The organism is Anaerolinea thermophila UNI-1 (assembly GCF_000199675.1).
Lineage (GTDB): Bacteria > Chloroflexota > Anaerolineae > Anaerolineales > Anaerolineaceae > Anaerolinea > Anaerolinea thermophila.
In genome coordinates, this window is record NC_014960.1 from 3,476,722 (window position 1) to 3,499,688 (window position 22,967).

The window sequence follows — 22,967 nt, forward strand, 5'->3', positions numbered from 1 at the left end:
CATGACATCAGCCTTTAAGGGGGATTGCTTCGGACGCTGCCTGCCCTCGTAAGGGAGACCAAAACTTCTTCGCGTCCTTTGCGCTCAAGCGGTGCGCCTTGTGTGCCGTTGCGAGAGAGCCTCAAAAAGGCAATTGAAGCAACCCCCGGGTAGCTGGCAGGGTGTGCAAACGAAAGGAGGAGTACCACATTTCCCAACCAGCACCCCTCTCGACACGGTTCTACAGCCTCACCCACCGGGCTTGAATACCGGACCGACCTGCGCAAAAACAACCGTCCCGCAGGCATACTGCGGGACGGCTCATCCATCTTCAGAAGGGCTTTAGACCACGCTGGCGGCAACCTGTTCGCCGTAGCCCAGCAGGGCTTTGACCATCTGCGGCGAACGCCCTTCGGCGTACACCCGCAGCACCGGCTCGGTGCCGGAAGGGCGGATGAGCAACCAGGAATCGTCCGCCAGGATGTATTTGACACCGTCCAGCGTGCTGACATCCACGATGCGCTCGCCACCAATCTCGGCGGGGGCTTCGTTGACCAGGCGTGCGGTCATCTGAGACTTGGACACCGGGCGGCGCAGGCGCAAATCGGTGCGCTCGTAGTGCGCCGGTCCCACCTCTGCCAGCAGTTGCTCCACCAGGTCGCGCAGGGTGGTGCGGTACGCCGCCACCATCTCGACGATGAGCAAGCCCATCAGGATGCCGTCGCCTTCGGGAATGTGACCCTTGAAGGAAATCCCCCCCGATTCCTCGCCGCCGATGAGCACTTCATCCTTCATCATGTAATCGGCAATGTGGTTGAAGCCCACCGGTGTCTCGTAGAGCGGCAGGTTGTACTTCTGGCACAGGCGGTCAATCATGCGGGTGGTGGAGACGGTGCGCACCACGGCGCCGCGCATCCCGCGCTTTTCCACCAGGTAGCGCAGGCTGAGTGCCATAATCTTGTGCGGGTCCACAAAGTTGCCGTGTTCGTCCATGGCGCCGGTGCGGTCGGCATCGCCGTCGGTAGCAATGCCAAAGCCGCCCACCCCACTGCCGATGGCGCCTGCCAGCGCGCCCAGGTAGCGGGCGATGGGCTCGGGGTGTACGCCGCCAAAACCGGGGTTCATCTCGCCGCGAATCTCAGTAACCTCACACCCCGTACCCTGCAGGATGCCGCGAATCACCCCGCGACCCGAGCCGTACATGGAATCAACCACAAAGCGCGGCGGATTGCTGGCGATGACGTCAAAATCAATCAGGCGGCGCAGATGATCGTAGTATTCGGGGATAGGATTGAAGCGGATGATGCGCTTCTCTTCCAGGGCGTGTTCGTACTCCATCAGGTTGGGACCGCGGGCTTTGGCTTCGTTGTCGTTGAGGAAAACTTCCACCTCGCGGCACTGATCGGGCAGGGCAGACCCGCCGTAGTAGGATTTGAGTTTGACGCCGTTGTAGCGCGGAGCGTTGTGCGAGGCGGTAATCATCACCCCGCCGATGGCGTTGCGGTGGTACACCGCGTAGGAAATGGCAGGCGTAGGGGCGTCTGCCTGCGCCAGATAAACGGTGAAATCGTTGGCGGCAAGCACGCGCGCCACTTCCTGCGCAAAGCGGTCGGAAAGGAAGCGGGTATCGAAGCCCACCACCATGCGCTTGGGGTCAATGGGGCGGTCGGTGGGCAGGCTGTCTGTCCAGGAGCCGCTGGCGATGGAATCGGCGATGGCCTGGGCAACCATGCGCAGGTTGGTGAAGGTGAAGGTGTCAGAAATGACGGCGCGCCAGCCGTCGGTACCAAAGTGAATGGGCATGAAGCAAATCTCCTTAGTCGTTTAAGGTATCGTCAGATTGAAGCGTTTCCCGGGGATGTCATGGGGTTACCAGCCTGGAGCAGGGGTGGCGGTCGCCAGCAGGTTGCGCACAATCCAGCCCTCGACACCGTCGGCAGTGCGGATTTTCACCCAGGTAGCGCCGTCAGCGGTCGCCACATCGCTCAGCACCTCAACAATAATGCCGTTGAGCAGGCTCTTGACGATGGCGGCATTATAGCCCGGCTCGGCGCGAATCACCGCGCCGTTACTGCCCTTGACGTTGATGCGCGCCCATACCGGCGTGGGCTGAGGGGTGACGGTCATCGTCGGGGTGTTGGTGGGGATGAGCGTGCGCGTGGGGGTCGCCGTAGCGGTGAGGGTAACGGTAGGGCTGACGGAAGGGGTTGCCGAAAGCTCGGCGGGGGTGGGGCTGGGTTGAGAGCCAGCGGAAACCTGCGCAGGGGCTTGAGGCAGTTGCGCGGGCGTCATCTCTGGCAGTTGGATGGTGGGGATGCCGCCGCTCAGCCAGATCACCAGGGCGGTGACCACAATGGTCATGTAAGCGCCGGTGAAGAGGTAACTCAAGCCGTTGAGCGGGCGCAGACCGAGGATCACCAGAGTAATGGCGCCCAGCAGAGCCGCAACCGCCAGCCCGATCAGGAAAACCACCATGCCGTTGTACCAGGGCAGAGGGACACCGGAGGTCAGGCCGTAACCCGCCGCACCCAGCGGCAGGAAGAGGGCATAGGCCATGGCAACACTGCTCACCAGCGGACGCTGATGGGTGGAGCGCGCCAGCAGGACGGTGGAGAACACCGTCCCCAGGCTGAGCAACAGCAAACTGAACCCATCCAGGCGCAAGAGGTAGGACAACTGCACCCAGCCATTGAGGACAAAGAGCCGCGCCGGGATGCCCGTCAGCGTGCCGGTGAGGAAGAAAATCAACCCGCCGATGAGCGCGCTGACCAGCGAACGCAACAGAAAGCCCGTGGAGCCTGCCACGCCTGCCACACCCATCCCCAGCACCGGCGCCATAAAGGGCGCCAGCAGGGCCGCAAGCACCACCAGCGCGGGCGAATCCAGCATCAGGGCAATGCCGGTCACCAGCCCGGCAAGCAAGGCGGAGAGGAAGAACTCGGCACCGGGGGTGGTGCGCTCGCCCAGATCATCCAGAAAAGCCGACTGTTCGTCGTGGTGTTCGGGGATGACCATGCGGCGCAGGCGCCGCCGCCGGGCGGGCGGCAGTTCCTCTTCGGGCAGGGGAATGGGTTCACTGGCAGGCAGGCTCATTTTCGCAACGTTGCCACCAATCGCAAAGGTTTCGTCAGCAGTTCCAGTGCAGGAAGGATGCCAGCCGTGCAGATGTCGGCGGATTGCAGGGTGGAAACCGCCGTGCCTTCCGGCGAAAGCACACAAATGCCGATGCGGGCTTCACGCAACATGAGGGCGTCGTTCGCACCCTGTCCAATGGCAACCACCTGCTCTGCGCCCAGTGAGCGCACAAAAGCGGCTTTTTGTTCGGCTTCACCCCCCGCTTGCAGGCGGTGTGCCTGCAACCCCAGTTGACGGTCAAGCGCCGCCTGCCCGCCGTGCGTGTCGGCAGTGATAAGATGAATCTCCAGCCGGTCGCGCAACTGGTCGAGCAAAGGGCGCACCCCTTCGATCAGGCGTCCATCCACCGCCAGCGTGCCGTTAACGTCCAGCACCAGGTGTTGCAGGCGGATGACCCCCTGACCCGGAACGGTCAATTCAATCATACCGCAATTATAATACACTCCAGGGGGACGGTTTGACCCGGCCTGGCGCACGGGCGCGAAACAGTTCTGGTGTCATGGCAATCACACCGTATCCCCGCAGGCGAGCGCGCACAGCGGACTCCCTCTCCGTTTGTGCACCCCGCAAGCCACGCGTGAGGTTGTTTCGGTCGCCTCTTTGAGGCTCCCTCGCAACGACATGGATGGATGCCACCGCCAGGGTGGGAAAAACGTGAAGATGAGGGGCGCCTCGAGAGGTACGGCGCACGCTAAGGCTGATTTCTTATCCTTCGAAGGGGAGCATTCTCAGAGAACTCAGGCCGGTCTGTAAGCCGCATTCTGTACCCCCATCAAAGGGGGCGGCGATCATCTCTCTAGGCGGACGGTTACCCATCCGCTCATGCAGCCCACCCGAGACCCTTGGACGGGCAGTCCTTACTCTCCGAAGAGAGACGGCCTCTGCTTGGCCTTGCTCCCGGCGGGGGTTGCCTGGCCGCGACATTACTGCCGCGCCGGTGGTCTCTTACACCACCTTTTCACCCTTACCCTTTTCGGGCGGTATGTTTCTGTGGCCCTGTCCGGAACCTTACGGCCCCCCGGGCGTTACCCGGCGCCGTGCCCTGTGGAGTGCGGACTTTCCTCGACTGCCGTGAACCGACAGCCGCGATCGCCCGACCGACCTGAGTCACTTCGAATATACCATAAATGCGCGGGCTTGGGCGGGCTTACGGCTCTTTGGGGATGAGAAACCACGCCGCCGCCCAGCCGCGCACCCCCTGCGGATTTTCGCCATAAATCCATTCGCCGGTCTTGCCCACTTTCGCCCCCGCCGCGGTGAGGTCGGTTTCCAGCACGCGGAAGGTCTCGCCGGTGCGGATGCCCCCCACGCGCGGGGCGTTGAGGGTGGGCTGAGCCCGCAGGTTAAGGTCCACGCTGGCTTTGAGCAACAGGGTTTCCGGGGCAGTGGGCTGGGTAGGCTTCTGAGCCACCACCAGCCAGGCCGCTACATAGCCCACAAACTTCTGCGGGGTGCGCACATTCAGCCATTCGCCCTGTTTGCCCAGTTTGGCTTGCGCTTCGGCGCGGTCGCCCAGCACTTCCAGGGCTTCGCCTGCCACGGCAACCGCCAGCACATTGGCGTCCAGCGCCGGACGGGCGCGCACGTTGAGCGCGCCCAGCGGGTACACCACCAGCCCGGTGGGAGCGGGCGCCTGCCCGGTCAGATGCACCAGCCAGGCGGCTACATACCCGCGCTGTCCCTGGGCGGTCTGCACCTGAAGCCACTCCCCCTGCTTGCCGATTTTCGCCCGCGCCAGGTCGCCGGTGCCCAGCACGGTCAGCGCGTCGGTGGGTTGCAGGGTCGCAATCACGTCAAACCCCGTGCCGGGTCCACTGCGCAGATTGACCGCGCCCACCGGATAGACCACCACATCCGAGGGCGGTTGCGTTTGATCCACACGCTGGACGTACCATGCCGCCACCCATCCCGTTGTCCCCCCGGCGGTGCGCACCTGCAGCCACTGCCCCTCTTTGCCCACACGTGCCTGAATCTGCGCCGGGTCGCCCAGCGTCATCAGCCGTTCGCCCGCGGGGATGCCCGCGCGCACGTTTGCCTGCGTGTTGGGCTGTTCCCGCAGGTTGAGCGGCGCGGTGGTGAACACTTCTATCCCGCTCTCCGGGGGCAAAGGTTCAACCGGTGTCGGCGCAGGCGGGGGCGGGGCCATCTGCTCCAGATACGGCAGGGGGTCCACAATTTCAGCAGGATACCCGGGCGTCCTGGCGCCTTCGATTTTCAGCGTCAGGTGCAGATGCGAGCCGAAGGAATTACCGGTGTTATCTGCCAGCCCGATCAGGTCCCCGGCTTTAACGCTGTCGTTCTGGCGCACCAGAATTTTGGAGAGATGCGCATAGATGGTGCGGAATACCCTGCCGTTGACTTCGTGACGCAGGCGAATCTGCAAACCGTAGGGGTGTCCTGAGGGATGTCCTGCCATCTCCACCACCCCATCGGCGGCGGCGTAGATATTGGCGCCGTCAGGGGCATACAGGTCCAAGCCCTCATGCCCGGGCAAACCAAAGGGTTTGTACGTGGCAGGGTTTTCGCCGAAGTACTGGTTGATGCGGCGGCTGTCCACGGGCCAGCGCAAGCGGATGTCTGCCCCGGCAGGTTCGGCAAGCGCCCCGGCGCCTTCAACGCCCTCAGGCATCGGCTCGGCAAGCGCGGCGCGCGCCTCAAGCGCCTCGAAGGCAGCGCCGGTTTCGGCGGGCTCAGACACCGCTTCAGCCGATGCCCTGGCAAAGCCCGCAGGGCGGGTTTGCAGAAAAGCCGGCACCGGTTGAGGATGGTACGGCAAGACCAGAAAGCCATCCCAACGGCGTTCCCCGGCGGTCAACCGAATGCCTTCCTCCAACGCCTCCACGGTGAGATGGAGCGTTTCATCTGGCAACGCCGGGTTGTACACCCGCCAGCGCAGTTCCCTGTCCGTGCGCCGTTCGTATGCCATCAGGACGCCAAAGTCGCAGGTCTCCACACCGACCAGCGCCAGGGCAAGCGGATTTCCGCGCTGCATTTGGCGCCGCACCGTACCGCTCGCCCGCCGCCAGAGCAAGGCACGCCGGGCAGATGGCTCCATCAGACGCAACTGCAGCATCTCCATCACGGTCTGCGGGGTCAGACAGTCCGCCTGACGGTCGCGCAGCCAGACGCGCAACGCCGCGCTGGGTTGATCCAGCGGAAAAAAGACTCCGGCATGAAAACGATCCAGCGCGGCAAAGGTCATGCCGGCTGCCAGTCCATGCACCAGTTTTTCCAGGCTTAACCTGCCCCCGTAAGGCAGGGGAAGTTCCAGGGCTTCTTCGGACGGCTCAAAGAACAGAAAGCCATGCACCAGCGGGTCAAAACGCGTTTCCAGTACGCTCATGTCCACCTCCAGCACGTTTTCATTATAGGATATTTTCAATCATTAATGATAAAAATAATGCAACAACAGCAAATCTTCCCCTGCAGGGATGTTTTGCCATCCCGGCAACACGGCGAAAAAAAGCCCCCGAAGCGCACTCCGGGGGCTGGTACATGCTGAAGCGTGGGGGTTACCCCTGAATAATCCAGCAGGCATGCGGTGGAAAATTAAGCGTCACCTCTTCGCCCACTTTGGGCAGAATCATCTGCCGTTCGTTGAACAGGTCTGCCAGGACTTCGTCCCCCTGCAAATCCACACGCACGCGCACAATCGCGCCCAGGAACATCACATCCAGCACTTTTCCGCGCAGGTGATTGCGCCCAACAACCTCGCCCAGGTTGAGTTCCTCGGGGCGCAGTGCCAGGGTGGCTTCGCTCACCCCAGCCAGCGCCGCAGGCGTCTCCACCTGGATGGGGGTGTCTTTAAACAGCACCACCCCGCGTGCCGGATCGCTCACCCGCACGGGCAACAGGTTCAACTGCCCGATGAAAGACGCCACAAAGCGCGTTTTGGGGTAGTTGTACACCTCAAAGGGCGTGCCGGCTTGTTCGATATGCCCGGCATTCATCACCACCACGCGGTCGGACAGCGAGAGGGCTTCTTCCTGATCGTGGGTGACGTACACTGCCGTGATGCCCAGCGTCTGCTGAATACGGCGGATTTCCTCGCGCAGTTCCACGCGGATTTTGGCATCCAGCGCCGAGAGGGGTTCATCCAGCAAAAGCACCCGCGGACGGATCGCCAGCGCGCGCGCCAGAGCCACCCTCTGCTGTTGCCCACCGGACAACTGGTAGGGGTAGCGGTCGCCGTAGTTGCTCAAATGAATCAAATTCAGCATTTCCTCTACCGTCTGGCGGATTTCCTCGGCGGGGCGTTTGGCAATCTTCAAGCCAAAGGCGATGTTTTCGCCTACGGTCAGGTTGGGAAACAGGGCATACGACTGGAACACCATGCCAATCTGACGGCGGTTGGGCGGCAGGTGGGTAATCTCCACCCCGTCCAGCACAATCTGACCGGTGGTGGGGTACTCGAATCCGGCAATCATGCGCAGGGTGGTGGTTTTCCCGCACCCGCTGGGTCCGAGAAACGAGACCAGTTCCCCGCGTTCGATTTCGAGGTTGAAGTCCTCAACGGCAATGGTTTGTCCAAATCGTTTGGAAAGCCCTGTCAAACTCAAATACGCCATAATCCTCACCTGAAATGCAAGGTTTTAACGAGCCGCAAAGGTCTGATCGCCGCCCAGCGCGCGCCTGCCGACAAACTGGAACAGCGTGGTAAACGCCCACGTGAGCAGGAAACTGATGACCGCCAGCGCGGCGCCCTCGTAAGCGCGGTTTTGCCCCACCTGCGACATGTACGGGCCAAAGGCGCGCAATCCCACCAGGAAGGACGCCATGGTCAACTCGCCCATGACGATGGTGATGGTGAGGAACGCACCGCTCAAAATGGCACTGCGCAGGTTGGGGAAGATGATGCGGGTGATAATCGTCCACCAGTCAGCCCCCAAACTCTGGGCGGCTTCGGTGAGCGTGCGGATGTCCAGCGCCTGCAAGCCGGTATCCACCGCGCGGTACATATACGGCAACACCAGCACCACATACCCGGCAATCAGCAGAATCTGCGTGCCGGTTTCCGAATTGGTCAACAGCAGCGGCGGGCGGCTGAAGACGCGAATCAACCCGAAGACCAGCACAATGGCAGGCACGACAAAGGGGATGAGGGTGATGAACTCCACGATGGGGCGCAGTTGCGGCAGGCGCAGGCGAATCCAGTAGGCGGTGGGCACCACCAGAATCACCGCCACGATGACTGTAAGAAGCGCCAGTTCAAGCGAGAAGGTGAACGCCTGCACGAATTTGGGGTCGCGCAGAACGCGCTCATACGCCAGAAAACTGAGCACGCCTTTCTTTGCCCGCATGGAAAACTCCAGCGTAGCCACCAGAGGCAGGAAGAAGTACAGCGCGCCCAGCAAGAGAAAGAACCAGGAAAGCAGGCGCTGACGGAGCGGAATGGTTTGTCCTTGAGGCATAGGCACGTCCTTTCCCTTTACCGTTTCAGCCAGCGCTCACTGCGCTTGCGCAGGAAGTAGTACACCACCATATTGAGCGCCATGACCACAATCATGCCGAACGAAAGCGCATAGCCCAAACCGGGGTTGTACAGCACGTCGCCCATCATCTGCGCGCCGATGAGAATGGTGATGAGATTAATCAGCCCGCCAGTCAGCGAGAGCGCTGTAGCGTATGCACCAAAGGCATTGCCAAACAGCAGGATGATGGCGCCGAGAATCGAGGGGGTCAGGATGGGCAGTGCCACCATGCGCCAGTACTGCCAGGCAGTGGCGCCGAGGTTTTCAGCGGCTTCGCGCCACTCGCGCTTCAGCCCTTCCAGCGCCGGGGCAATGATCAGCACCATCAGGGGGAACTGGAAGTACATGTAGGTAAAACTCAACCCCCAGAAACTGTACAGGTTGAAGCCGGCTTCGTACAGGTCAATGCCGATGGCTTTCAGGAAGACGGTGAGCATGCCCAACCGTCCGAGGGTAGCCACGAAGGCAAACGCCAGCGGCACACCGGCAAAGTTGGAAGCCACCCCCGAAAAGGTCAGCAAGGCATCACGCGCCCAGCGCGGCAGTCCGCCCAGAATGACGGCATACGCCAGCAGGAAGCCAAACAGCGCCCCGCCCAGCGCCGTCACCAGGCTGATGCGGATGCTGATGGAATAGGCGCTGAGGATGGAGGGGGTGAAGAGACTGCGGATATTCTCCAGGGTGAAGTTGCCCTGCGCATCGCGGAAACTGCCCACCAGCAGAGAGAGCGAGGGCAACAGCATGAAGAGCAAAGCAAACAGGAAGAAGGGGGCAACCCCTGCCCATGCCCAAAGCCCGCTCTGCTTTGGGGCGCGGGGAGGGGAAGAAGGGGAGGCGGGACGCAGTCCCAGCCCCCCCTCATTGCCCGATTGGCGAAGCAATGCGGGACTCATGCGTACAGGGTCTTATTTGACGTCTGCGCCGACTACTTTATCCCAGTTCTCGGCAATCGCCGCGCGCGCGGCGTTCAACTGCTCGATGGAGGGGAAAACCGCTTTGGCGTACAGTTCTGCGGGGGGCAGTTGCGCCAGCAGATCCTGCGGAATGGCATTGCGTTTGAGCATGTCATCGAAGCGCACCGGGCGGCATCCGCCTTTGAGCCAGATCAACTGACCCTCGTCAGAGTAGAGGAACTCCATCCACAATTTGGCGGCGTTGGGGTGCGGGGCATAGGCGCTGATGGCTTGAATGTACACGCCGGCAATCACACCGCTCTTGGGGATGACGACTTCGATTTCAGGGTTGCCTTCCAGGGCTTTCTTGTCCGCCAGGGCGTTGTAGTCCCAGCGCAGGACGACGGGGGTCTCGCCCTTGGCAAGGGTGGACTGCTTGGCAATCACCGGCACAAAGTTGCCCGCTTCGTTGAGTTTCTTGAAGAACTCCAGCCCGGGCTGGACGTCATCCAGCGAGCCGCCGCTTGCCAGCGCCGCGGCGTACACGCTCATCTGCGCCTGCGCGGAGATGCGCGGATCGCCCGCCAGAGCCACCTGATTCTTGTACTCCGGCTTGAGCAGGTCAGCCCAGTCCTGCGGGACGTTTTGAACCACGTCCTTGTTGACCTCGAACGCCATCACGCCGTAGTAATCGCCGTACCAGTAGCCGTCGGCGTTCTTCAGGTTGGCGGGAATGCTGTCCCAGGTGGAAACTTTGTAGGGCATGGCTAAGCCCTCGTCAATCAACTGCGGACCGAACGCGTAGCCCACGTCAATCACATCCGGGGCTTGGGGACCCTTGCTCTCTTTGTTGGCTTTGATGGCTTCGATTTCCTCAGCGGAACTGGCATCGGGGTTCAATTCGTTGACCTTGATGCCGTACTTGGCTTTGAAGGTTTCGATGGCTTCGCCGTAGTTGCACCAGTCGTGCGGCAGGGCGATGGTGGTCAGCGTGCCTTCCTGCTTGGCGGCGTCCACCAGCGGCTGAAGCGCGCCGTTGTCGGCGCCCGGTTCAGCCGGTTTGGCAGTGGGCGTGGCGGTGCAGGAAGCCAGCATGGCAACCAGCAACACCAGGCTCAGCAGGCGCACCCAATGGGACTTTCCAGAAAAGAACATGTTTTCCTCCTCCTTGGAACGAAAAATTCGATACAACGCCTCTATTGTATAATGAAAACCTTTTCCCACCAAACCATCACGGCATATCTTGGGTTAAGGTTGCGTTAAGAGGGGTTTAAAAGCAAACACAGCGGGGGAAATCCCGCTGTGTTCAGGTCAAAAAATAGGGGAAAAACTACCAGCCGCGGCGGTCATTGCGGCGATCTCCGCCACCGGGGCGTCGCGGGCGGTCTCCGCCGGGGCGGCGCTCTTCGCGGGGACGAGCTTCGTTGACGCGCAGGGCGCGCCCTTTGAGTTCCTTACCGTTGAGCCCCTGAATGGCGGCTTCTGCCTCAGCCTGATTGGGCATTTCCACGAAGCCGAAACCGCGGGACTGACCCGAGAACTGGTCCTTGATCACGGCGGCGGAAGTGACGGTGCCGTAGGCAGCAAATGCGCTGCGCAGATCGTCTTCATTGGCTGAGAACGGCAGGTTTCCTACATAGATATTCATACGATTGACTCCTCTTGATACAAAAAGAAATGGCTCTCCCGAACGTTCAGAAGGAAGCGTTATTTCGGCTACAGATTCGGGGTGGAGCCAGCAAGAGGGTCAAAATTCAACTCTGACCGAGAACTGCACGGAAACCATCACACCAACCGGGCGCTCTGCAAACGCATCGCTTTTGAAAACTGCAAGCCCCCAAACGGACAACCTCTGCAAACTTCGGGCGACTACGAACATCATTGTAGCACCTTTTCGGAAAAAGTCAATCGAAAGCCAATCATTTTCCCAACCGCTCACCGTCCTTCTGCCCGGAAAAAGTTCAGGGTGCGGTCTTCGGGGGCGTAGGCGTGGAAAAACTGCTGGCGCGAAGGCACAAAGCCGGGCGGGTCCACCCACACGGTGACCATGATGCGACTGGGCAGGCGCACATAGCCCTGATAATACCCATCCGCATCGGTGGGACCCAGGCGCTGGAGCGCGTCGGATTTGCCCATCTGGACAATGATGTAAACGCCGGGGACCCCCCTCCCCTGCGCGTCGGTCACCCTGCCGGAGAGTTTATTCTGGTCATCGCGCGCGGGCGGCGTAATGGTTCCCCAGTAAGAATAAAACTCGTAAAACCACTCGCTCACCCCTTCTTCTGCCTTCCACTCGTACGCTTCAGGCTCAAACCGGTCTTCCTGTCCGCGCGCGGAGAGGCGCAGGACATCTCCTGCCTGCAACGCAGGGAGCGGGATGGTGTAAGAGCCGTCAATCATGCTTCTGACAACAGGTTGCTCCACGCCGTTGATGGTCAGCAAAACTTCCCCGGCGCCCACGCCGGCAGGGGGCGAATCGGGGAATAACCGCCAGAGATAGCCGGTGATGCGCCCCTGTTCGGGCATGGGGGTTGCGCTGGGCAATGCCGGGGTGAAGGTGGGCTGGGGCGTGGCTGAAGGCCGCGGCGTATGTGTCTGCGTCTCGCGGGGTTTGGGCGAAGGCGTCATTGTGGAGACGGCGGGCGTGTGTGTGGCTTCGGGGGTGGAGTAAACCACCGGCGATTCGCTTCCGTAAAACGTCCAGCGGTGACCGCGGGACGTCTCATCCACCACCCATACGTCTTGCGCTGGGGTGAACTCCATGTTCGGCTTAACCGTCCGCAGGGTGATTTCCTGCCCGGCGGATACTTCCAGGTTGGACGCCAGACTGCCCAGGCGGTTGGTCTTGCCGAGCAGGATCTCCGGTTTGCCGTCTACCCGCGCGTAGATTTCCACCCCCGGCAAGGGCAGGGGAACAAGCCCGCTGGATAACGTCCGAACAGTGGCGCGAATGGTTCTGACCGCCTGCGCGCCGGTTTGGGAGTCTTCCGGTGTATAGGATGCGCTGAGGGTGTAGGGAGCGGACGATTTCTTGTTGTTGAGAGAGTACACCCGAAGATAGTAGGTCTTGTGGGCTTCCAGGGCGGCGCTCAGTTCCACCGCCTGTCCTTTAGGTGAATTGACGGTTTTCAGGGTAGAGCCTCTGGCGTTGATGAGCGAAAGGTTGAGCGTCATCTCCGGCGATGGATTGGTGAGGGTGAAGGTAACCGCGCTGTTCTCCCGGGTTGGGGGAGCCACAATCTGATAGTAATCTGCCGATCCCCGGATGCCGTCCCACATGTACCCCTGAATCGATCCCTGAGAAACATCCCAAAAAGTAGCTTGCTGACGCTCATCGTTGGGTTCGTGCGGGTCGGGAATCATCTCCGCCACGCTTACCCGGTAGGGATTGGGCTGACCAAAGGTGTATTCGCCGGACAGGACAAGCAAAAATTCCTCGCCGGCAGAGGCATCGAAGGTCAGACGGGCGGGAGCGCCGCGCGTGTTTGCCCGCGCAGACAGGAGGGTATCCCCGCGGAGAGATCTCAGCGAGAGGGTCAATCTCTGCGTCTGCTCCAGGTCTTCCGCCTGAAGCGTGTAAATGCCCGACTGGGGAAACTGCACCTTCAGGTAATCCCGGTCGTACAACATGCGGATGAGGTATCCCTGGTAAGGCGCACTCACGTCCCAGGAAACGGCTTGCTGGCGGGAGTCGTTGGGTTCGTCCGGGTCGGGGGTCAAGCGGGTCAGAGCCAACTGATAGGTTTGCGCCGGGTCACTGTTGCGGAGATTACCGGCGTACACCGAGAGATAGTACTGCTCGCCCGCCAGCCCGCCAAAGGTTAACACTGCCGGACTGCCTCTTGCAGGAGCGCGGGCAGTGTAAATGATGTCGCCGATCTCAAAACGGTGCAAGCGCAGGCTGGCTTGAAGATTCGGGCTGAAGGGCGTGAGGGTGAAGGTGTAGATGCCGGTCTGCGGCAGGGTGATTGAAAGGTAATCTGTGTCATACAGGGTCACCTGACCGGTAAACGGCGCCTGCAGATTCCAGGCGTTGGCAGTCGCGCGCTGTCCGTTGTCCTCAACTTCGCTCAGGGTGAGCGCCTCTTGAGTGAGCAGAGGCGTGGCTTGCGGGGTGGGTGTTGCCTGCGCCGAGAGGGTGGGCGTAGCCGAGCGCAATACCCAATCAATCTTCACCTGATAGGCGCTCCCGGCGTCCCCTTTGACGAAGAGATACACCTCGCCGGCGGGCAGACTGCCGTAAGGACACACGTCATAAAATTCGGGGTTGGCTTGCATCCAGCAGTCGAAATCATTGTTGATGGTGGGGTAATCGGGTACGGGAATTTCTCCGCGGCGGACAAAGGTTTGGAAAGCATGGGCAGATTGGGGAATCACGCTCACGGTGAGTTTTTGCAGGGGTGCAGGCACGCTGAGGCGGTACATCACCCCAGGCATACCGTCCGGAATTTGCTCGTCGTAGATGCCTGCGCCGGGCAAGTCCACAATCGGCAAGTCGCTGACCTTCAGGGGTTGGGTGGTGCCTTCGTTCCCGCCGGTTTGAGTGCTTTCGGGGACGGCATCATAGTCATAAACGGCGCGGTTGTCGGCGATGTTCTTGTCGTGTTCCATCTCCGCCACCACTTCAACCTGATAATACCCTGGAAGCATCTTCTCGGCGGGACCGTGCAGGGCAATCACATAGGTATCCACTTCAGTACGGTCTCCGGTAATCCAGCAAGTGGAAAGGATGGTGTTGCACTCGTGATTGGTAATGGTCACCGAGCCGTTGCGGGCGTCCCAGGGGATGATTTTCTGGGAGTGAGTATCTTTGGATTTGTTGTGCGTCTTAATCCATGCCACCCCGGCAAAATCGCCCTGCCGGATGGTGAGGCTGTCCCCATCGCTGAGCAGGCGCACATAGCCGTCGCTGGAGAATGACCCATTGGCTTCGGATAAGTCCTCAACCTGAGCGGTCAGGTCGTACAAAGCGCCGTTGCCAAACTCTACTGCGGTGGTGATTTCATTGGGGATGAGGAAAGCGCTCAAAAGGGTACAGCGCTGTTCCTCAACGCCAAAAGCGCTGATGCAGTTCGAATACCCCCCGCGGGCAATCCAGTTGGGGAAACTCAAACTGGGCATATCCTGTTGATTCACCAGCAGGGGAGTGCCTTCTCCATAGCGCAGGTACGTCTGCAGGCGGAAGGTTCGGCTGTAAGCGTTGGGAACGCGCTCAGGCAGTTCATCGGTGTTGGAGTGGTTATCCACTTTAACTTCGGCATACCCCTGCTCTACCGAAAGCAGGGAGACTTTTACGTTGGGCGCATATTTGGCGTCTTTCAGGAAATATTCGTTGCAGGAACGCTCGCAGGAATTGGCTACCCCCAGCACCCCCTGCCAGCACTGCAGGGTCGGCGCGCCCGGCGCGCCCACAATTTCGCCAATGACGTCCAGCAGAAAGGAAAACCTGCTTCCCCAACTGTTATCGCAGTCGGTCAGGGTGTAGTAGGTGTCGTACCAGCGGTGATAGACTTCCTCAGCCACCGAATCGCTCTGCTCGGAATGCAGAAAAAAGACATCCACCACGCAATTGCCCACGCAGGCGTTGTGAGAGACTTTAGGTTGGGTCTGCGCCTGGACGGTGATTTGTTGAATCAGGAACAAAACCGCCATTCCTGCCGCCAGCAAGCCGAGAATCCCATTGATTTTCTTGTTTTTCATACGTCCCCCCGCATGAAAAAAATTACCAGTCCAGCCACTCTTCCTGCCCTCGGGATAGAGTGATACTTCTCAAATTTGAGCCGTCAACGTTCAATACGTAAATTTCTGTGCCGTACTCGGCGACCTCGGGACCCACCCCGTAAAACGCCAGTTGAGCGCCGTCGGGCGAGATCCTCAGCGAATGATCCACATTCACCTGCGGGTAAAGGCTGGATACCTGTTGCAGTCCACTGCCATCGCGGCGGATACGCCAGATTTCCACCTGCCCCGTCAGGTTGGAAAAGAAGTAAATCTGACTGCCGTCGGGAGACCAGACCGGCTCTGCGGCGCGAGAAGCCAGTTTGCGCAACCCGCTTCCATCGGGGCGAATGAGGTAAATACTGGTTCCCTGCCCATCTCCCGCATTGTAGGTAAAGGCAATTTCTTCGCCGTCCGGCGACCACTGCTGCCACTGCACATAGCCTTTTTCGCTTCAGGGCAGGCTCTGCGCATCGGTTAACTGGCGCACATGTTCGCCGTTCACGTCCATCACAAAGAGATTGCGGGAGCCGTCGCGGTCGGAGATGAAGGAAATTTGCATTCCGTCGGGAGACCAGTCGGGGAAGGTGTCGCGGGCTGGATGGCGGGTGATTTGAAGAACAGAACCGCCATCGGCGCTCATGAGGAAAATGTCGTCACTGCCTTCATGATTAAAGCGCACAAAGGCAATGCGGCAGTGTTCGGGAGACCATGCCGGCTGGCTGTCGGTTAGGGCATCTTCTGCAGAAAGGCGCAGGCGGTGGGAGCCGTCTGAATCCATGAGGTAAATGCCGTACCCGACCGATGGGGCATCGCGCGGGTCATAAGAAAAAACGATTTTGCCGGAATTTTCGGGGCATCCACCGGCAGGCAACGGCAAATTTTCCTGCGGTGTCGGCAAAGTCTCCACAGTTGGAACGGGGGTCTCGGTGAAGCGTTCCGGGCTTAACGGCAACGCGGCAACGGGGGGAGTTTTACTCGCTCGAGGGGCTGTGGCAGAGAAGAAAGTGTTCGCAGATGAGGGAGTGGGGGAAAGTAGCGGGGAATCGGACTTCTGGAAAGGCAGAAACCGGCACGCCAGAGCAGACAGAAGCATCAGCCCGCACAGGAAAACCGGAAGGAAAAACTGCTTACGCATGAAATTCCCTCAGAAGATATACTTTTAAGTTAAGTATATCGATAAATAAATCCTGAAACGTATTAAACTTTCGTTACAATAGTCACAATCTCCAAAAAGCGCCACATATTCAGGAATTGAGTAAACCGCCAAGCATTTCTCCACCCGAAGGCAATCCCACCTTTTTCTGAAAGGAAAAAGCGGGGCTCTTTCTTCTTACGTTGTGCTTCCCCCTCCCACAGGACTGGATCGTCTCAGTCTTGGTTTTAAAAATTAAGTTTCTTTGTGAATTTTTTCTCATCCAATACTGGATTTTTTTATAGAATTTTTCCAGGAAAGCCCGGCGATTAATCCTTATCCAAAAAGACCTTCATCTGTGCAGGAGGTGTCTTGATGAAAAAAGGATGGCTGATTCTCTATGGCATCCTGATGATTGCCATGTCCACGGTGCTGGTGGCTTACCTGAGCGTTTTGCTTGCCATGCAGGGAGTATCCCTGCCCTGGATTCTCGCCCTGCCCAATGGCTACGCGGTGAAAAACGCTCTGGTGCTTATTCCGGGCATCTTGCTGGGGGGAATGATCGCCTGGATAAGCCATTCGCTGGCGGTCAAGAAAAATAATACCTTCTTCTACTATGCCGGTCCCATTGTCATTATCCTTGTGGTGGCGGCAGTTGCACTGGCGCTCTACGGCGGCGCCTGCGGATACTGCAAGGCGGTGGTTTGCTCGCCAAAGCCAGTCAGCGAGTGTGGAATCAAGACCAAACTGAGCATCACCCTGTTTGAAATTTACTGCAAGTGCAGTACCGGCAGTCTGCCCATGTGGCAAGCCCTGGGGTTGTAGCCGATTCATTCCCCCCGCCGGGCTTTCCTTACCCTCTGCGCGTCCTTAAGACTGGCATGAAACGCCCTCTGCTGTTCTTCAAAGCCCTCTGGACTTCTCCGGCTTATCCCCTTCTGCTGGCGGTATGCTGGGGACTTTCCGGTTTTCTTCCCCCAATTCGCGACCTCTCCGCAGTGCATGCGCTGACGTTTCTCATCGTTGCTTCCGTGGGGGTGTGGATGTTCCGCGCCCGCAAGGTCCTGTGCCTGAATGAATTTTATCTGCGCCTGCCCGCCGCCCGCGAAGCCAACGCACTGATGACCTTTGGCGCGTTGACTCTGGTGTTCCTGCCCCTGCTGATTCGTGTCTCCGGACTTTCGTGGCTGAGCATGCAGTACACTTTGAGCCTTTTGCTCTTAGCCCTGCTGGCAGAAGGCTCATTCCTCAGCGGTCTTTTCCTGCCCCTGGCGCTGATTTCAGCATTCAGCGCCTGCCCGTCTTACCAGACCAGCGGTGTGATCCTCTTCGGCATGCCGTTCCTGGCAGTGCTTGCCCTGTGGGTGACGCGCAGGTTGCAAGCCTGGCAGGTGCGCGGCTTCCGGGTTCAGCCCCGCTACCTGTTAATCGGCGGAGGTGCACTGTTGCTCTTCCAGTGGCTGGTTTCTGTCCGGCAAAGCGACATGCGTTTTGTCCTCTCCGGCGAGTACATTGGATTCCGTAACCCCGACTTTGAACATCCTCTGTTTTTCACCCTTTTCCTGACGGCAGCAGTGCTGTTTGTCTTCTTGCCCTTTCTCAACCTGCTGGGCTTCAGAAGCGCCGAACAAGCCCTCGGTTCTGTCCGCGCACTGCGCAGGACACCCTGTACCCGCCGGTTGTGGGGCGTCCTGCTGGGCATCCTGTGGCAACTTCCGCTCGTCCCTCTGTTCCTGGGTTTGCGTTTTGTCGAAGTCTCTCCGCAAAGCATCTGGATTCTTCTGCTGATGGGGGTGTTTGTCAACACCCTCTGGCTGACGGCAGAGGACTCCAACTGGGCAGGCTACGCCGCTCTGCTCTATCTGGGGCTGGTGCATACCTTCATCTCGGCAAACGGGCTGTGGCTCTTTTTCTGTGCGCTGGGGCTGATCCTGCTGTTTTATGATATGGACATGAAAAAGGTGCTATGTTAAAAACTCAAAGCCTGAACCTGCTGAAAGCCCTCACCCGGGTCAAACTTCTCTGGTTGCCCTGCCTGATTCCACTGCCCCTGCTGTTGATCTGGCAGGAACTTTTCCTGCGTCTCGAAGTGTGTGCATTGCTGATTCCGAGCACGCTTTTTCTGCATGAATGGCTGCATTTGCTCTTCATCCCCAACGATGCGCGGGTGGAGATTTGCGTTTCCTGGCATTCCATCTGCCTGAAGATGGAGGGCACCCGCCTGTACCTGCAGGCACTGCTTGCCGCGCTGGCGCCTTCGCTGATTCTGTCCGGCGTGGGACTGCTGGTCGCGCAGTTCGATGGGCTTTTCGCCCTTCCCTTCCTTATGCACGCAATTTCTTTCCCCATCGATTTATGGGGCTGGTATGGAGGTGTGGTGAGTCATGAGCAGGCTTGAGGTGCAATCTCTGCGCTGTGGGTATCATTTTCCGCTTCTGGAGATTTCCTTTCATCTGGAAGAAGGCGAGTATCTCTTTCTGAAAGGGGCAAATGGATTGGGGAAGACTACCTTTGTCAGAACGCTGGTGGGCATTCTCCCCCCACTTCAGGGAGAAGCCCTGTTCAACGGCAAACCCATCCACAAGCACCCCAGCCTCTCCCGGGATATTTTTTACCTGCCGGAGAAAATCGAAGTACCGGAATTTCTGACCCCTCTGCAATATGTGGATCTGATTCGCGAATATTACGAGGTTCCGCCAGACCACAGCCGGTTCCACGAAGGGCTGGCGTTATTGAACATTACCCCCTTGAGCAATGTTCCCATGCGCAATCTCTCCATGGGGCAGAAGCGCCGGGCGCAACTGCTTGCCGCCTATGTGCTACAGCGAAAACTCACCGTCCTGGACGACCCGCTGATTGCCATTGACGGCGAAGGGGAAGAGTTCCTTGCCAGGTTCATCCATCACATGAACCAGCACAGCATGATTGTACTCACCAGCCGGGGAGATATTGCCACGCTCCACGCTACAGAGATGACCGATTTTTGTGTGGGATAAACTTGCTCATCTCCCCCTTTCCTGCAAGCCTTTTTTACATCTTTTTTACATCCTGATAACTCCTCTCTGATCAGAATGCCGTATCCTTGGGGATGAAAACTCAAGATGGAGGTTATCCCATGAAATTCAAAGTATTTTCGATTGCAATAGTGTTTCTGCTGGCATTCGGCGTGCTGATGATGCAAACCGCGCCAGTGGCGGCGCAGTCTTCCGCTCCGGAGGGAGGTGTAAGGGATAAGATTAATCAAATGCGCGAGGGCGTGCTGGAACGCACCTATCAGCGCGAACTCAACTGGCTGGCGGCGCAGGAAGATCACCTGAACAACGCCCGCACCTTCGCCAGCAAGGGACGGGAACTGATGGAAAAAGCCCGCCAGAAAGGGCTGGATGTGAGCGCGCTGGAGCAGGCATTCAACACCTTTGACTCCGCCATTACCGCCGCGCAGGGACATCACGATCGGGCGGCGGCGGTACTCAACACCCATGCCGGCTTTGACAATAACGGCAAAGCCACCGACCCACAGGCGGCAAAGCAAACCGTGGAACAAGCCTACCGCGCGCTGAGCGATGCCCACCTGACCCTGCAAAAGGGCGTCATTGAAATGCGGCAGGCACTGCGCGCCTGGCGCGATGCTCACCGTCCTCAGCCCCAACCTTAACAAAGAGAGGTGAAGCATGCGCCGCAATACCTGGATGAGCATCGTTCTAGTTGTGCTGGTCATCGTGCTGGTAAGCGCCTGCTCCCGCGCCCAGCGCTGGCGAGATGTCGATCAGGCGCAGGTGTCCACAGCAACCCCGATCGCGGTAGTGCAAACGGCTCAGGGCATTGCCAGCGGTGCAGAGAATGAATACGTCTCGGTAGCCGAAGAGATTGACAGTTTGTTTCAGGAACTGGAGAAGGAACTTAACCAGACCGACATCCTCAGCGACCTGCAGTAAACCGCAAACCCTTCAGCACCCCCGGTGAAATAAATCCGGGGGTGTTATGTTTTAGGATAGACACACCCCATCTCGTTATGATTGCCCGGTACTTCCGAAAGAATTTCCCGCATGGGCTGGCGGGGGATGAATCTCTATGGGAGATTGCTTCCCCCTTTTGGGGTACGAGCGCGTCGAGGCGCGCCTTCCTGTTCTTTGCGTCCTTCGCGTCTTCGTGGTGACACCTCATCGTCCGAACGTCCAGGCAAAAAAGGCGGCGCATTCTTGCGCCGCCTCTGTCCTTCACCCTTCCAGGTCTCACTTCAGCAGGTCTTCCAGCACCTGACGCGCCACGTTGGGGTCGGCTTTGCCGCGCATCTTGCGCATCACCTGCCCGACAAACCAGCCGATGAGGGTGACCTTGCCCTTGCGGTAGGACTCCACCTCTTTGGGATTCTCCGCCAGCACTTCCTGCGCCACCGCGCGGATGGCGCTGTCATCGCTGACCTTTGCCAGCCCTTCGGCTTCCACAATGGCAGAGGGGCTGTTACCGCTCTCTTCCACCTTCACCAGCAGGGCTTTGGCGGTGGTCAGGTTGATGGTGCCGCCGTCCACCAGACGCTGAATCTCCGCCAGATGGGCAGGGCTGAGGCGCATGGCGGCGGGGTCAAGCCCGCGCTCGTTGATCAGGCGCAGAACGTCGTTCATCATCCAGTTGGAGATTTTCTTGGGGTCGCCGCCGTAGGCGCGCACGGCGTTCTCGAAGTAATCGGAGAGACTGCGCTCGGCGGTGAGGATTTCGGCATCGTATTCGGGCAAGCCGTACTGCTCGACGAAGCGCGCGCGCCGCGCCAGAGGCAGTTCGGGGAAGTTCGCCAGGATGCTGGCTTTCCAGGCGTCATCCAGGCGCACGGGGAGCAGGTCCGGCTCGCGGAAGTAGCGGTAATCGGCTTCGGTCTCTTTGGAGCGCATCTTGCGCAGGGTTTGGGTCTCGTCGTCCCAGTCCAGCGTCCAGGCTTCCACGCGGCGCCCGGCTTCCACCTCGCGAATCTGGCGCTCAATCTCGTTCTGGATGGCGTTGCGCACGGCGTCAATCGAGTTGACGTTCTTGATTTCGGTCTTGGGGTTGAGGATGGTCGCGCCCTTGGGGCGGATGGAGACGTTGGCATCACAGCGCAGGTGGGCTTTTTCCATATCGGCTTCGGAGATGCCCAGCCAGCGCAGAAGCTGGCGCAGGCGGATGAGGTACTGCGCGGCTTCATCGGCACTGCGCAGGTCGGGTCCGGTGACCATTTCGATGAGCGGAACGCCACAGCGGTTGAAGTCAATGTAGCGCTGACCGTTGACGTTCTTGGTCTTGCCGGCATCCTCTTCGATGTGCAGTTTGTGGATGGTCACGCGGCGCACGTAGCCCTGCGGCATGGGCAGGTCGAAGTACCCGCCGTGCGCCAGCGCCATATCGTACTGCGAAATCTGGTAGCCCTTGGGCAGGTCGGGGTAGAAGTAGTTCTTGCGGTCGAAGTAGGAAATCGGGCGGATTTCGGCGTGCATGGCGTGCGCCAGCAGGACGGCTTTTTCCACCACCGCTTTGTTCAGCACCGGCAAAACGCCGGGCAAGCCGGTACACACCGGGCAGATATTGGTGTTGGGCGGCTCGTTCCACGAATCGGCTTTGCACGAGCAGAAAATTTTGGTGGTGGTGTTGAGTTGAATGTGGGTTTCCAGCCCGATGACGGCTTCGTATTCGCTCATAAGATACGCATCCTCTCTGGAAGATTATATCATCAGCCGGTCAGGCAAGAAATTTCGCCAGCGCCAGCCCAAGCGCCATGAGCAGGCAGTAGAGCAGTTCCAGTTGACCGGTGCCCGCCAGCGTGAGGTTGAGGGCGCGCCCGCTTTCGGTGTAAATTTGGCGCACCAGCGGGATGGCTTTGGGGATGGAGAGCCAGCACAGCAAAATCCACGGCGAGACCAGCCCGGAAAGCGCCATCAGCAGGGGGGCGAGGTACGCCAGCACCGTCAGGGAGAGGTATTCCTTGCGCGTCCAGTCGGCGCCGAAGCGCACCGCCAGGGTGCGTTTGCCGCTCAGCGTGTCGGTGGGAATATCGCGCAGGTTGTTGACCACCAGAATGTTGACCACCAGCGCGCCAATCGGCACGGAAAGCGCCACCGCCGCCAGCGAGACGGTGCGGGTATGCACGTAGTACGTGCCTGCCACCGCCGCCAGCCCGAAGAAAAGATAGACGAAAAGGTCGCCTAAGCCGTTATAGCCCAGCGGGTAGGGTCCGGCGGTGTACAGCACAGCGGAGATGATGGAGAGCACGCCGATGGCAATCACCAGCCAGCCGGAGATAAGGGTGAGGTACACACCGCACAGCGCCGCCAGCCCGAAGACCACCGCCATGCCCATCTTGACCTGCGCGGAGGTGAGCAGTCCCGCCTGCGTGACGCGGGTGGGACCGACGCGCTGGCTGGTATCGGCGCCCTTCTGGTAGTCGTACACATCGTTAGCAAGGTTGGCGCCGATTTGCAGGAAGAGCGCGCCCAGCAGGGCGGCAAGCGCGGCATCCCAGCGGAACATACCGTCGTAAAACGCCAGCGCACTGGCGGCAATCACCGGAGCAATGGCGGCGGGCAGGGTGCGCGGTCGTGCCGCCATCCACCAGACGCGCAGAGGGGAAGTGGGAGAAAGTTGCGCTTGAGTCATGGGCCTCCCGCATGT

Annotated in this window: 20 protein-coding genes and 1 other RNA gene; 6 read left to right on the top strand and 15 right to left on the bottom strand. The window is 59.7% G+C overall.

Features of this window, described 5'->3' with window-relative positions:
- Positions 1 to 321: 321 nt before the first annotated feature.
- From ANT_RS15595 to ANT_RS15650, 13 genes are all read right to left on the bottom strand, one after another.
- Positions 322 to 1,782: a phosphoglucomutase/phosphomannomutase family protein gene (locus ANT_RS15595; protein ID WP_013561493.1), complete on the bottom strand. Its 1,461-nt coding sequence runs from the start codon at positions 1,780 to 1,782 to the stop codon at positions 322 to 324.
- Between the two features lie 66 nt (positions 1,783 to 1,848).
- Positions 1,849 to 3,072 (bottom strand): SH3 domain-containing protein, encoded by a 1,224-nt coding sequence (locus ANT_RS18040; protein WP_013561494.1) that lies wholly within the window; start codon positions 3,070 to 3,072, stop codon positions 1,849 to 1,851.
- Positions 3,069 to 3,539, bottom strand: a complete 471-nt coding sequence (locus ANT_RS15605) for an HAD family hydrolase (protein ID WP_013561495.1) — start codon at positions 3,537 to 3,539, stop codon at positions 3,069 to 3,071. Before ANT_RS15605 ends, ANT_RS18040 begins: the two co-directional genes overlap by 4 nt.
- Positions 3,540 to 3,848: 309 nt before the next feature.
- Positions 3,849 to 4,219: RNase P RNA component class A (gene rnpB / locus ANT_RS16755), an RNA gene on the bottom strand.
- A gap of 42 nt (positions 4,220 to 4,261) precedes the next feature.
- Positions 4,262 to 6,457 (bottom strand): SH3 domain-containing protein, encoded by a 2,196-nt coding sequence (locus ANT_RS16730; protein ID WP_013561496.1) that lies wholly within the window; start codon positions 6,455 to 6,457, stop codon positions 4,262 to 4,264.
- A gap of 169 nt (positions 6,458 to 6,626) precedes the next feature.
- Positions 6,627 to 7,682 (bottom strand): ABC transporter ATP-binding protein, encoded by a 1,056-nt coding sequence (locus ANT_RS15615; RefSeq protein WP_013561497.1) that lies wholly within the window; start codon positions 7,680 to 7,682, stop codon positions 6,627 to 6,629.
- 24 nt (positions 7,683 to 7,706) lie between these two features.
- Entirely contained in the window at positions 7,707 to 8,525 is an 819-nt protein-coding gene (locus tag ANT_RS15620) for an ABC transporter permease (RefSeq protein ID WP_013561498.1), read from the bottom strand.
- A 17-nt stretch (positions 8,526 to 8,542) separates the two neighbouring features.
- Positions 8,543 to 9,478, bottom strand: a complete 936-nt coding sequence (locus ANT_RS15625; RefSeq protein WP_013561499.1) for an ABC transporter permease — start codon at positions 9,476 to 9,478, stop codon at positions 8,543 to 8,545.
- 12 nt (positions 9,479 to 9,490) lie between these two features.
- Positions 9,491 to 10,633, bottom strand: a complete 1,143-nt coding sequence (locus ANT_RS15630) for an ABC transporter substrate-binding protein (RefSeq protein WP_013561500.1) — start codon at positions 10,631 to 10,633, stop codon at positions 9,491 to 9,493.
- Between the two features lie 175 nt (positions 10,634 to 10,808).
- Positions 10,809 to 11,126, bottom strand: coding sequence for an RNA-binding regulator (gene rbp / locus ANT_RS15635; RefSeq protein WP_013561501.1), 318 nt, complete (start codon positions 11,124 to 11,126; stop codon positions 10,809 to 10,811).
- Between the two features lie 287 nt (positions 11,127 to 11,413).
- Positions 11,414 to 15,178, bottom strand: a complete 3,765-nt coding sequence (locus tag ANT_RS15640) for a carboxypeptidase-like regulatory domain-containing protein (RefSeq protein WP_013561502.1) — start codon at positions 15,176 to 15,178, stop codon at positions 11,414 to 11,416.
- Positions 15,179 to 15,200: 22 nt separating this feature from the next.
- Positions 15,201 to 15,635 carry a TolB family protein gene (locus tag ANT_RS15645; RefSeq protein ID WP_013561503.1) on the bottom strand — a complete coding sequence of 145 codons (435 nt, stop codon included), beginning with the start codon at positions 15,633 to 15,635 and terminating at the stop codon, positions 15,201 to 15,203.
- A 15-nt stretch (positions 15,636 to 15,650) separates the two neighbouring features.
- Complete coding sequence (locus ANT_RS15650) at positions 15,651 to 16,334, bottom strand: TolB family protein (protein WP_013561504.1); 684 nt, start codon at positions 16,332 to 16,334, stop codon at positions 15,651 to 15,653.
- A 372-nt stretch (positions 16,335 to 16,706) separates the two neighbouring features.
- Here ANT_RS15650 and ANT_RS15655 point away from each other — a divergent pair, with 372 nt between their 5' ends.
- The 6 genes from ANT_RS15655 (at position 16,707) to ANT_RS15675 (ending at position 20,266) form a co-directional block, all read left to right on the top strand.
- Positions 16,707 to 17,156 carry a hypothetical protein gene (locus tag ANT_RS15655; RefSeq protein ID WP_013561505.1) on the top strand — a complete coding sequence of 150 codons (450 nt, stop codon included), beginning with the start codon at positions 16,707 to 16,709 and terminating at the stop codon, positions 17,154 to 17,156.
- Between the two features lie 56 nt (positions 17,157 to 17,212).
- Positions 17,213 to 18,304, top strand: a complete 1,092-nt coding sequence (locus tag ANT_RS15660) for a hypothetical protein (RefSeq protein WP_041455102.1) — start codon at positions 17,213 to 17,215, stop codon at positions 18,302 to 18,304.
- Complete coding sequence (locus ANT_RS16735) at positions 18,298 to 18,729, top strand: hypothetical protein (RefSeq protein ID WP_013561507.1); 432 nt, start codon at positions 18,298 to 18,300, stop codon at positions 18,727 to 18,729. The genes ANT_RS15660 and ANT_RS16735 overlap by 7 nt, the downstream gene beginning before the upstream one ends.
- On the top strand, positions 18,716 to 19,327 hold the full coding sequence (locus ANT_RS15665; protein WP_013561508.1) for an ABC transporter ATP-binding protein: 612 nt from the start codon (positions 18,716 to 18,718) through the stop codon (positions 19,325 to 19,327). Before ANT_RS16735 ends, ANT_RS15665 begins: the two co-directional genes overlap by 14 nt.
- Positions 19,328 to 19,446: 119 nt before the next feature.
- A complete protein-coding gene (locus ANT_RS15670; RefSeq protein ID WP_013561509.1) occupies positions 19,447 to 19,986 on the top strand; it encodes a hypothetical protein in 540 nt (179 codons plus the stop codon).
- 16 nt (positions 19,987 to 20,002) lie between these two features.
- Positions 20,003 to 20,266, top strand: coding sequence for a hypothetical protein (locus ANT_RS15675; protein WP_013561510.1), 264 nt, complete (start codon positions 20,003 to 20,005; stop codon positions 20,264 to 20,266).
- A gap of 297 nt (positions 20,267 to 20,563) precedes the next feature.
- On the opposite strand, the gene gatB is transcribed toward ANT_RS15675, so the two are convergent.
- Together gatB and ANT_RS15685 are read right to left on the bottom strand one after the other, a co-directional pair.
- The gene (gene gatB, locus ANT_RS15680; protein WP_013561511.1) at positions 20,564 to 21,997 is read right to left on the bottom strand and encodes an Asp-tRNA(Asn)/Glu-tRNA(Gln) amidotransferase subunit GatB; all 1,434 of its coding nucleotides are present in this window, start codon (positions 21,995 to 21,997) and stop codon (positions 20,564 to 20,566) included.
- A 40-nt stretch (positions 21,998 to 22,037) separates the two neighbouring features.
- Positions 22,038 to 22,952, bottom strand: a complete 915-nt coding sequence (locus ANT_RS15685) for a 1,4-dihydroxy-2-naphthoate polyprenyltransferase (RefSeq protein WP_013561512.1) — start codon at positions 22,950 to 22,952, stop codon at positions 22,038 to 22,040.
- Positions 22,953 to 22,967 lie beyond the last annotated feature (15 nt).

What these genes read in the sequence shown, in the direction of transcription:
- ANT_RS15595 (WP_013561493.1), bottom strand. Translation starts at nt 1,782, where the DNA reads ATGCCCATTCACTTTGGTACCGACGGCTGGCGCGCCGTCATTTCTGAC.
- ANT_RS18040 (WP_013561494.1), bottom strand. Translation starts at nt 3,072, where the DNA reads ATGAGCCTGCCTGCCAGTGAACCCATTCCCCTGCCCGAAGAGGAACTG.
- ANT_RS15605 (WP_013561495.1), bottom strand. Translation starts at nt 3,539, where the DNA reads ATGATTGAATTGACCGTTCCGGGTCAGGGGGTCATCCGCCTGCAACAC.
- ANT_RS16730 (WP_013561496.1), bottom strand. Translation starts at nt 6,457, where the DNA reads ATGAGCGTACTGGAAACGCGTTTTGACCCGCTGGTGCATGGCTTTCTG.
- ANT_RS15615 (WP_013561497.1), bottom strand. Translation starts at nt 7,682, where the DNA reads ATGGCGTATTTGAGTTTGACAGGGCTTTCCAAACGATTTGGACAAACC.
- ANT_RS15620 (WP_013561498.1), bottom strand. Translation starts at nt 8,525, where the DNA reads ATGCCTCAAGGACAAACCATTCCGCTCCGTCAGCGCCTGCTTTCCTGG.
- ANT_RS15625 (WP_013561499.1), bottom strand. Translation starts at nt 9,478, where the DNA reads ATGAGTCCCGCATTGCTTCGCCAATCGGGCAATGAGGGGGGGCTGGGA.
- ANT_RS15630 (WP_013561500.1), bottom strand. Translation starts at nt 10,633, where the DNA reads ATGTTCTTTTCTGGAAAGTCCCATTGGGTGCGCCTGCTGAGCCTGGTG.
- rbp (WP_013561501.1), bottom strand. Translation starts at nt 11,126, where the DNA reads ATGAATATCTATGTAGGAAACCTGCCGTTCTCAGCCAATGAAGACGAT.
- ANT_RS15640 (WP_013561502.1), bottom strand. Translation starts at nt 15,178, where the DNA reads ATGAAAAACAAGAAAATCAATGGGATTCTCGGCTTGCTGGCGGCAGGA.
- ANT_RS15650 (WP_013561504.1), bottom strand. Translation starts at nt 16,334, where the DNA reads ATGCGTAAGCAGTTTTTCCTTCCGGTTTTCCTGTGCGGGCTGATGCTT.
- ANT_RS15655 (WP_013561505.1), top strand. Translation starts at nt 16,707, where the DNA reads ATGAAAAAAGGATGGCTGATTCTCTATGGCATCCTGATGATTGCCATG.
- ANT_RS15660 (WP_041455102.1), top strand. Translation starts at nt 17,213, where the DNA reads ATGAAACGCCCTCTGCTGTTCTTCAAAGCCCTCTGGACTTCTCCGGCT.
- ANT_RS16735 (WP_013561507.1), top strand. Translation starts at nt 18,298, where the DNA reads ATGTTAAAAACTCAAAGCCTGAACCTGCTGAAAGCCCTCACCCGGGTC.
- ANT_RS15665 (WP_013561508.1), top strand. Translation starts at nt 18,716, where the DNA reads ATGAGCAGGCTTGAGGTGCAATCTCTGCGCTGTGGGTATCATTTTCCG.
- ANT_RS15670 (WP_013561509.1), top strand. Translation starts at nt 19,447, where the DNA reads ATGAAATTCAAAGTATTTTCGATTGCAATAGTGTTTCTGCTGGCATTC.
- ANT_RS15675 (WP_013561510.1), top strand. Translation starts at nt 20,003, where the DNA reads ATGCGCCGCAATACCTGGATGAGCATCGTTCTAGTTGTGCTGGTCATC.
- gatB (WP_013561511.1), bottom strand. Translation starts at nt 21,997, where the DNA reads ATGAGCGAATACGAAGCCGTCATCGGGCTGGAAACCCACATTCAACTC.
- ANT_RS15685 (WP_013561512.1), bottom strand. Translation starts at nt 22,952, where the DNA reads ATGACTCAAGCGCAACTTTCTCCCACTTCCCCTCTGCGCGTCTGGTGG.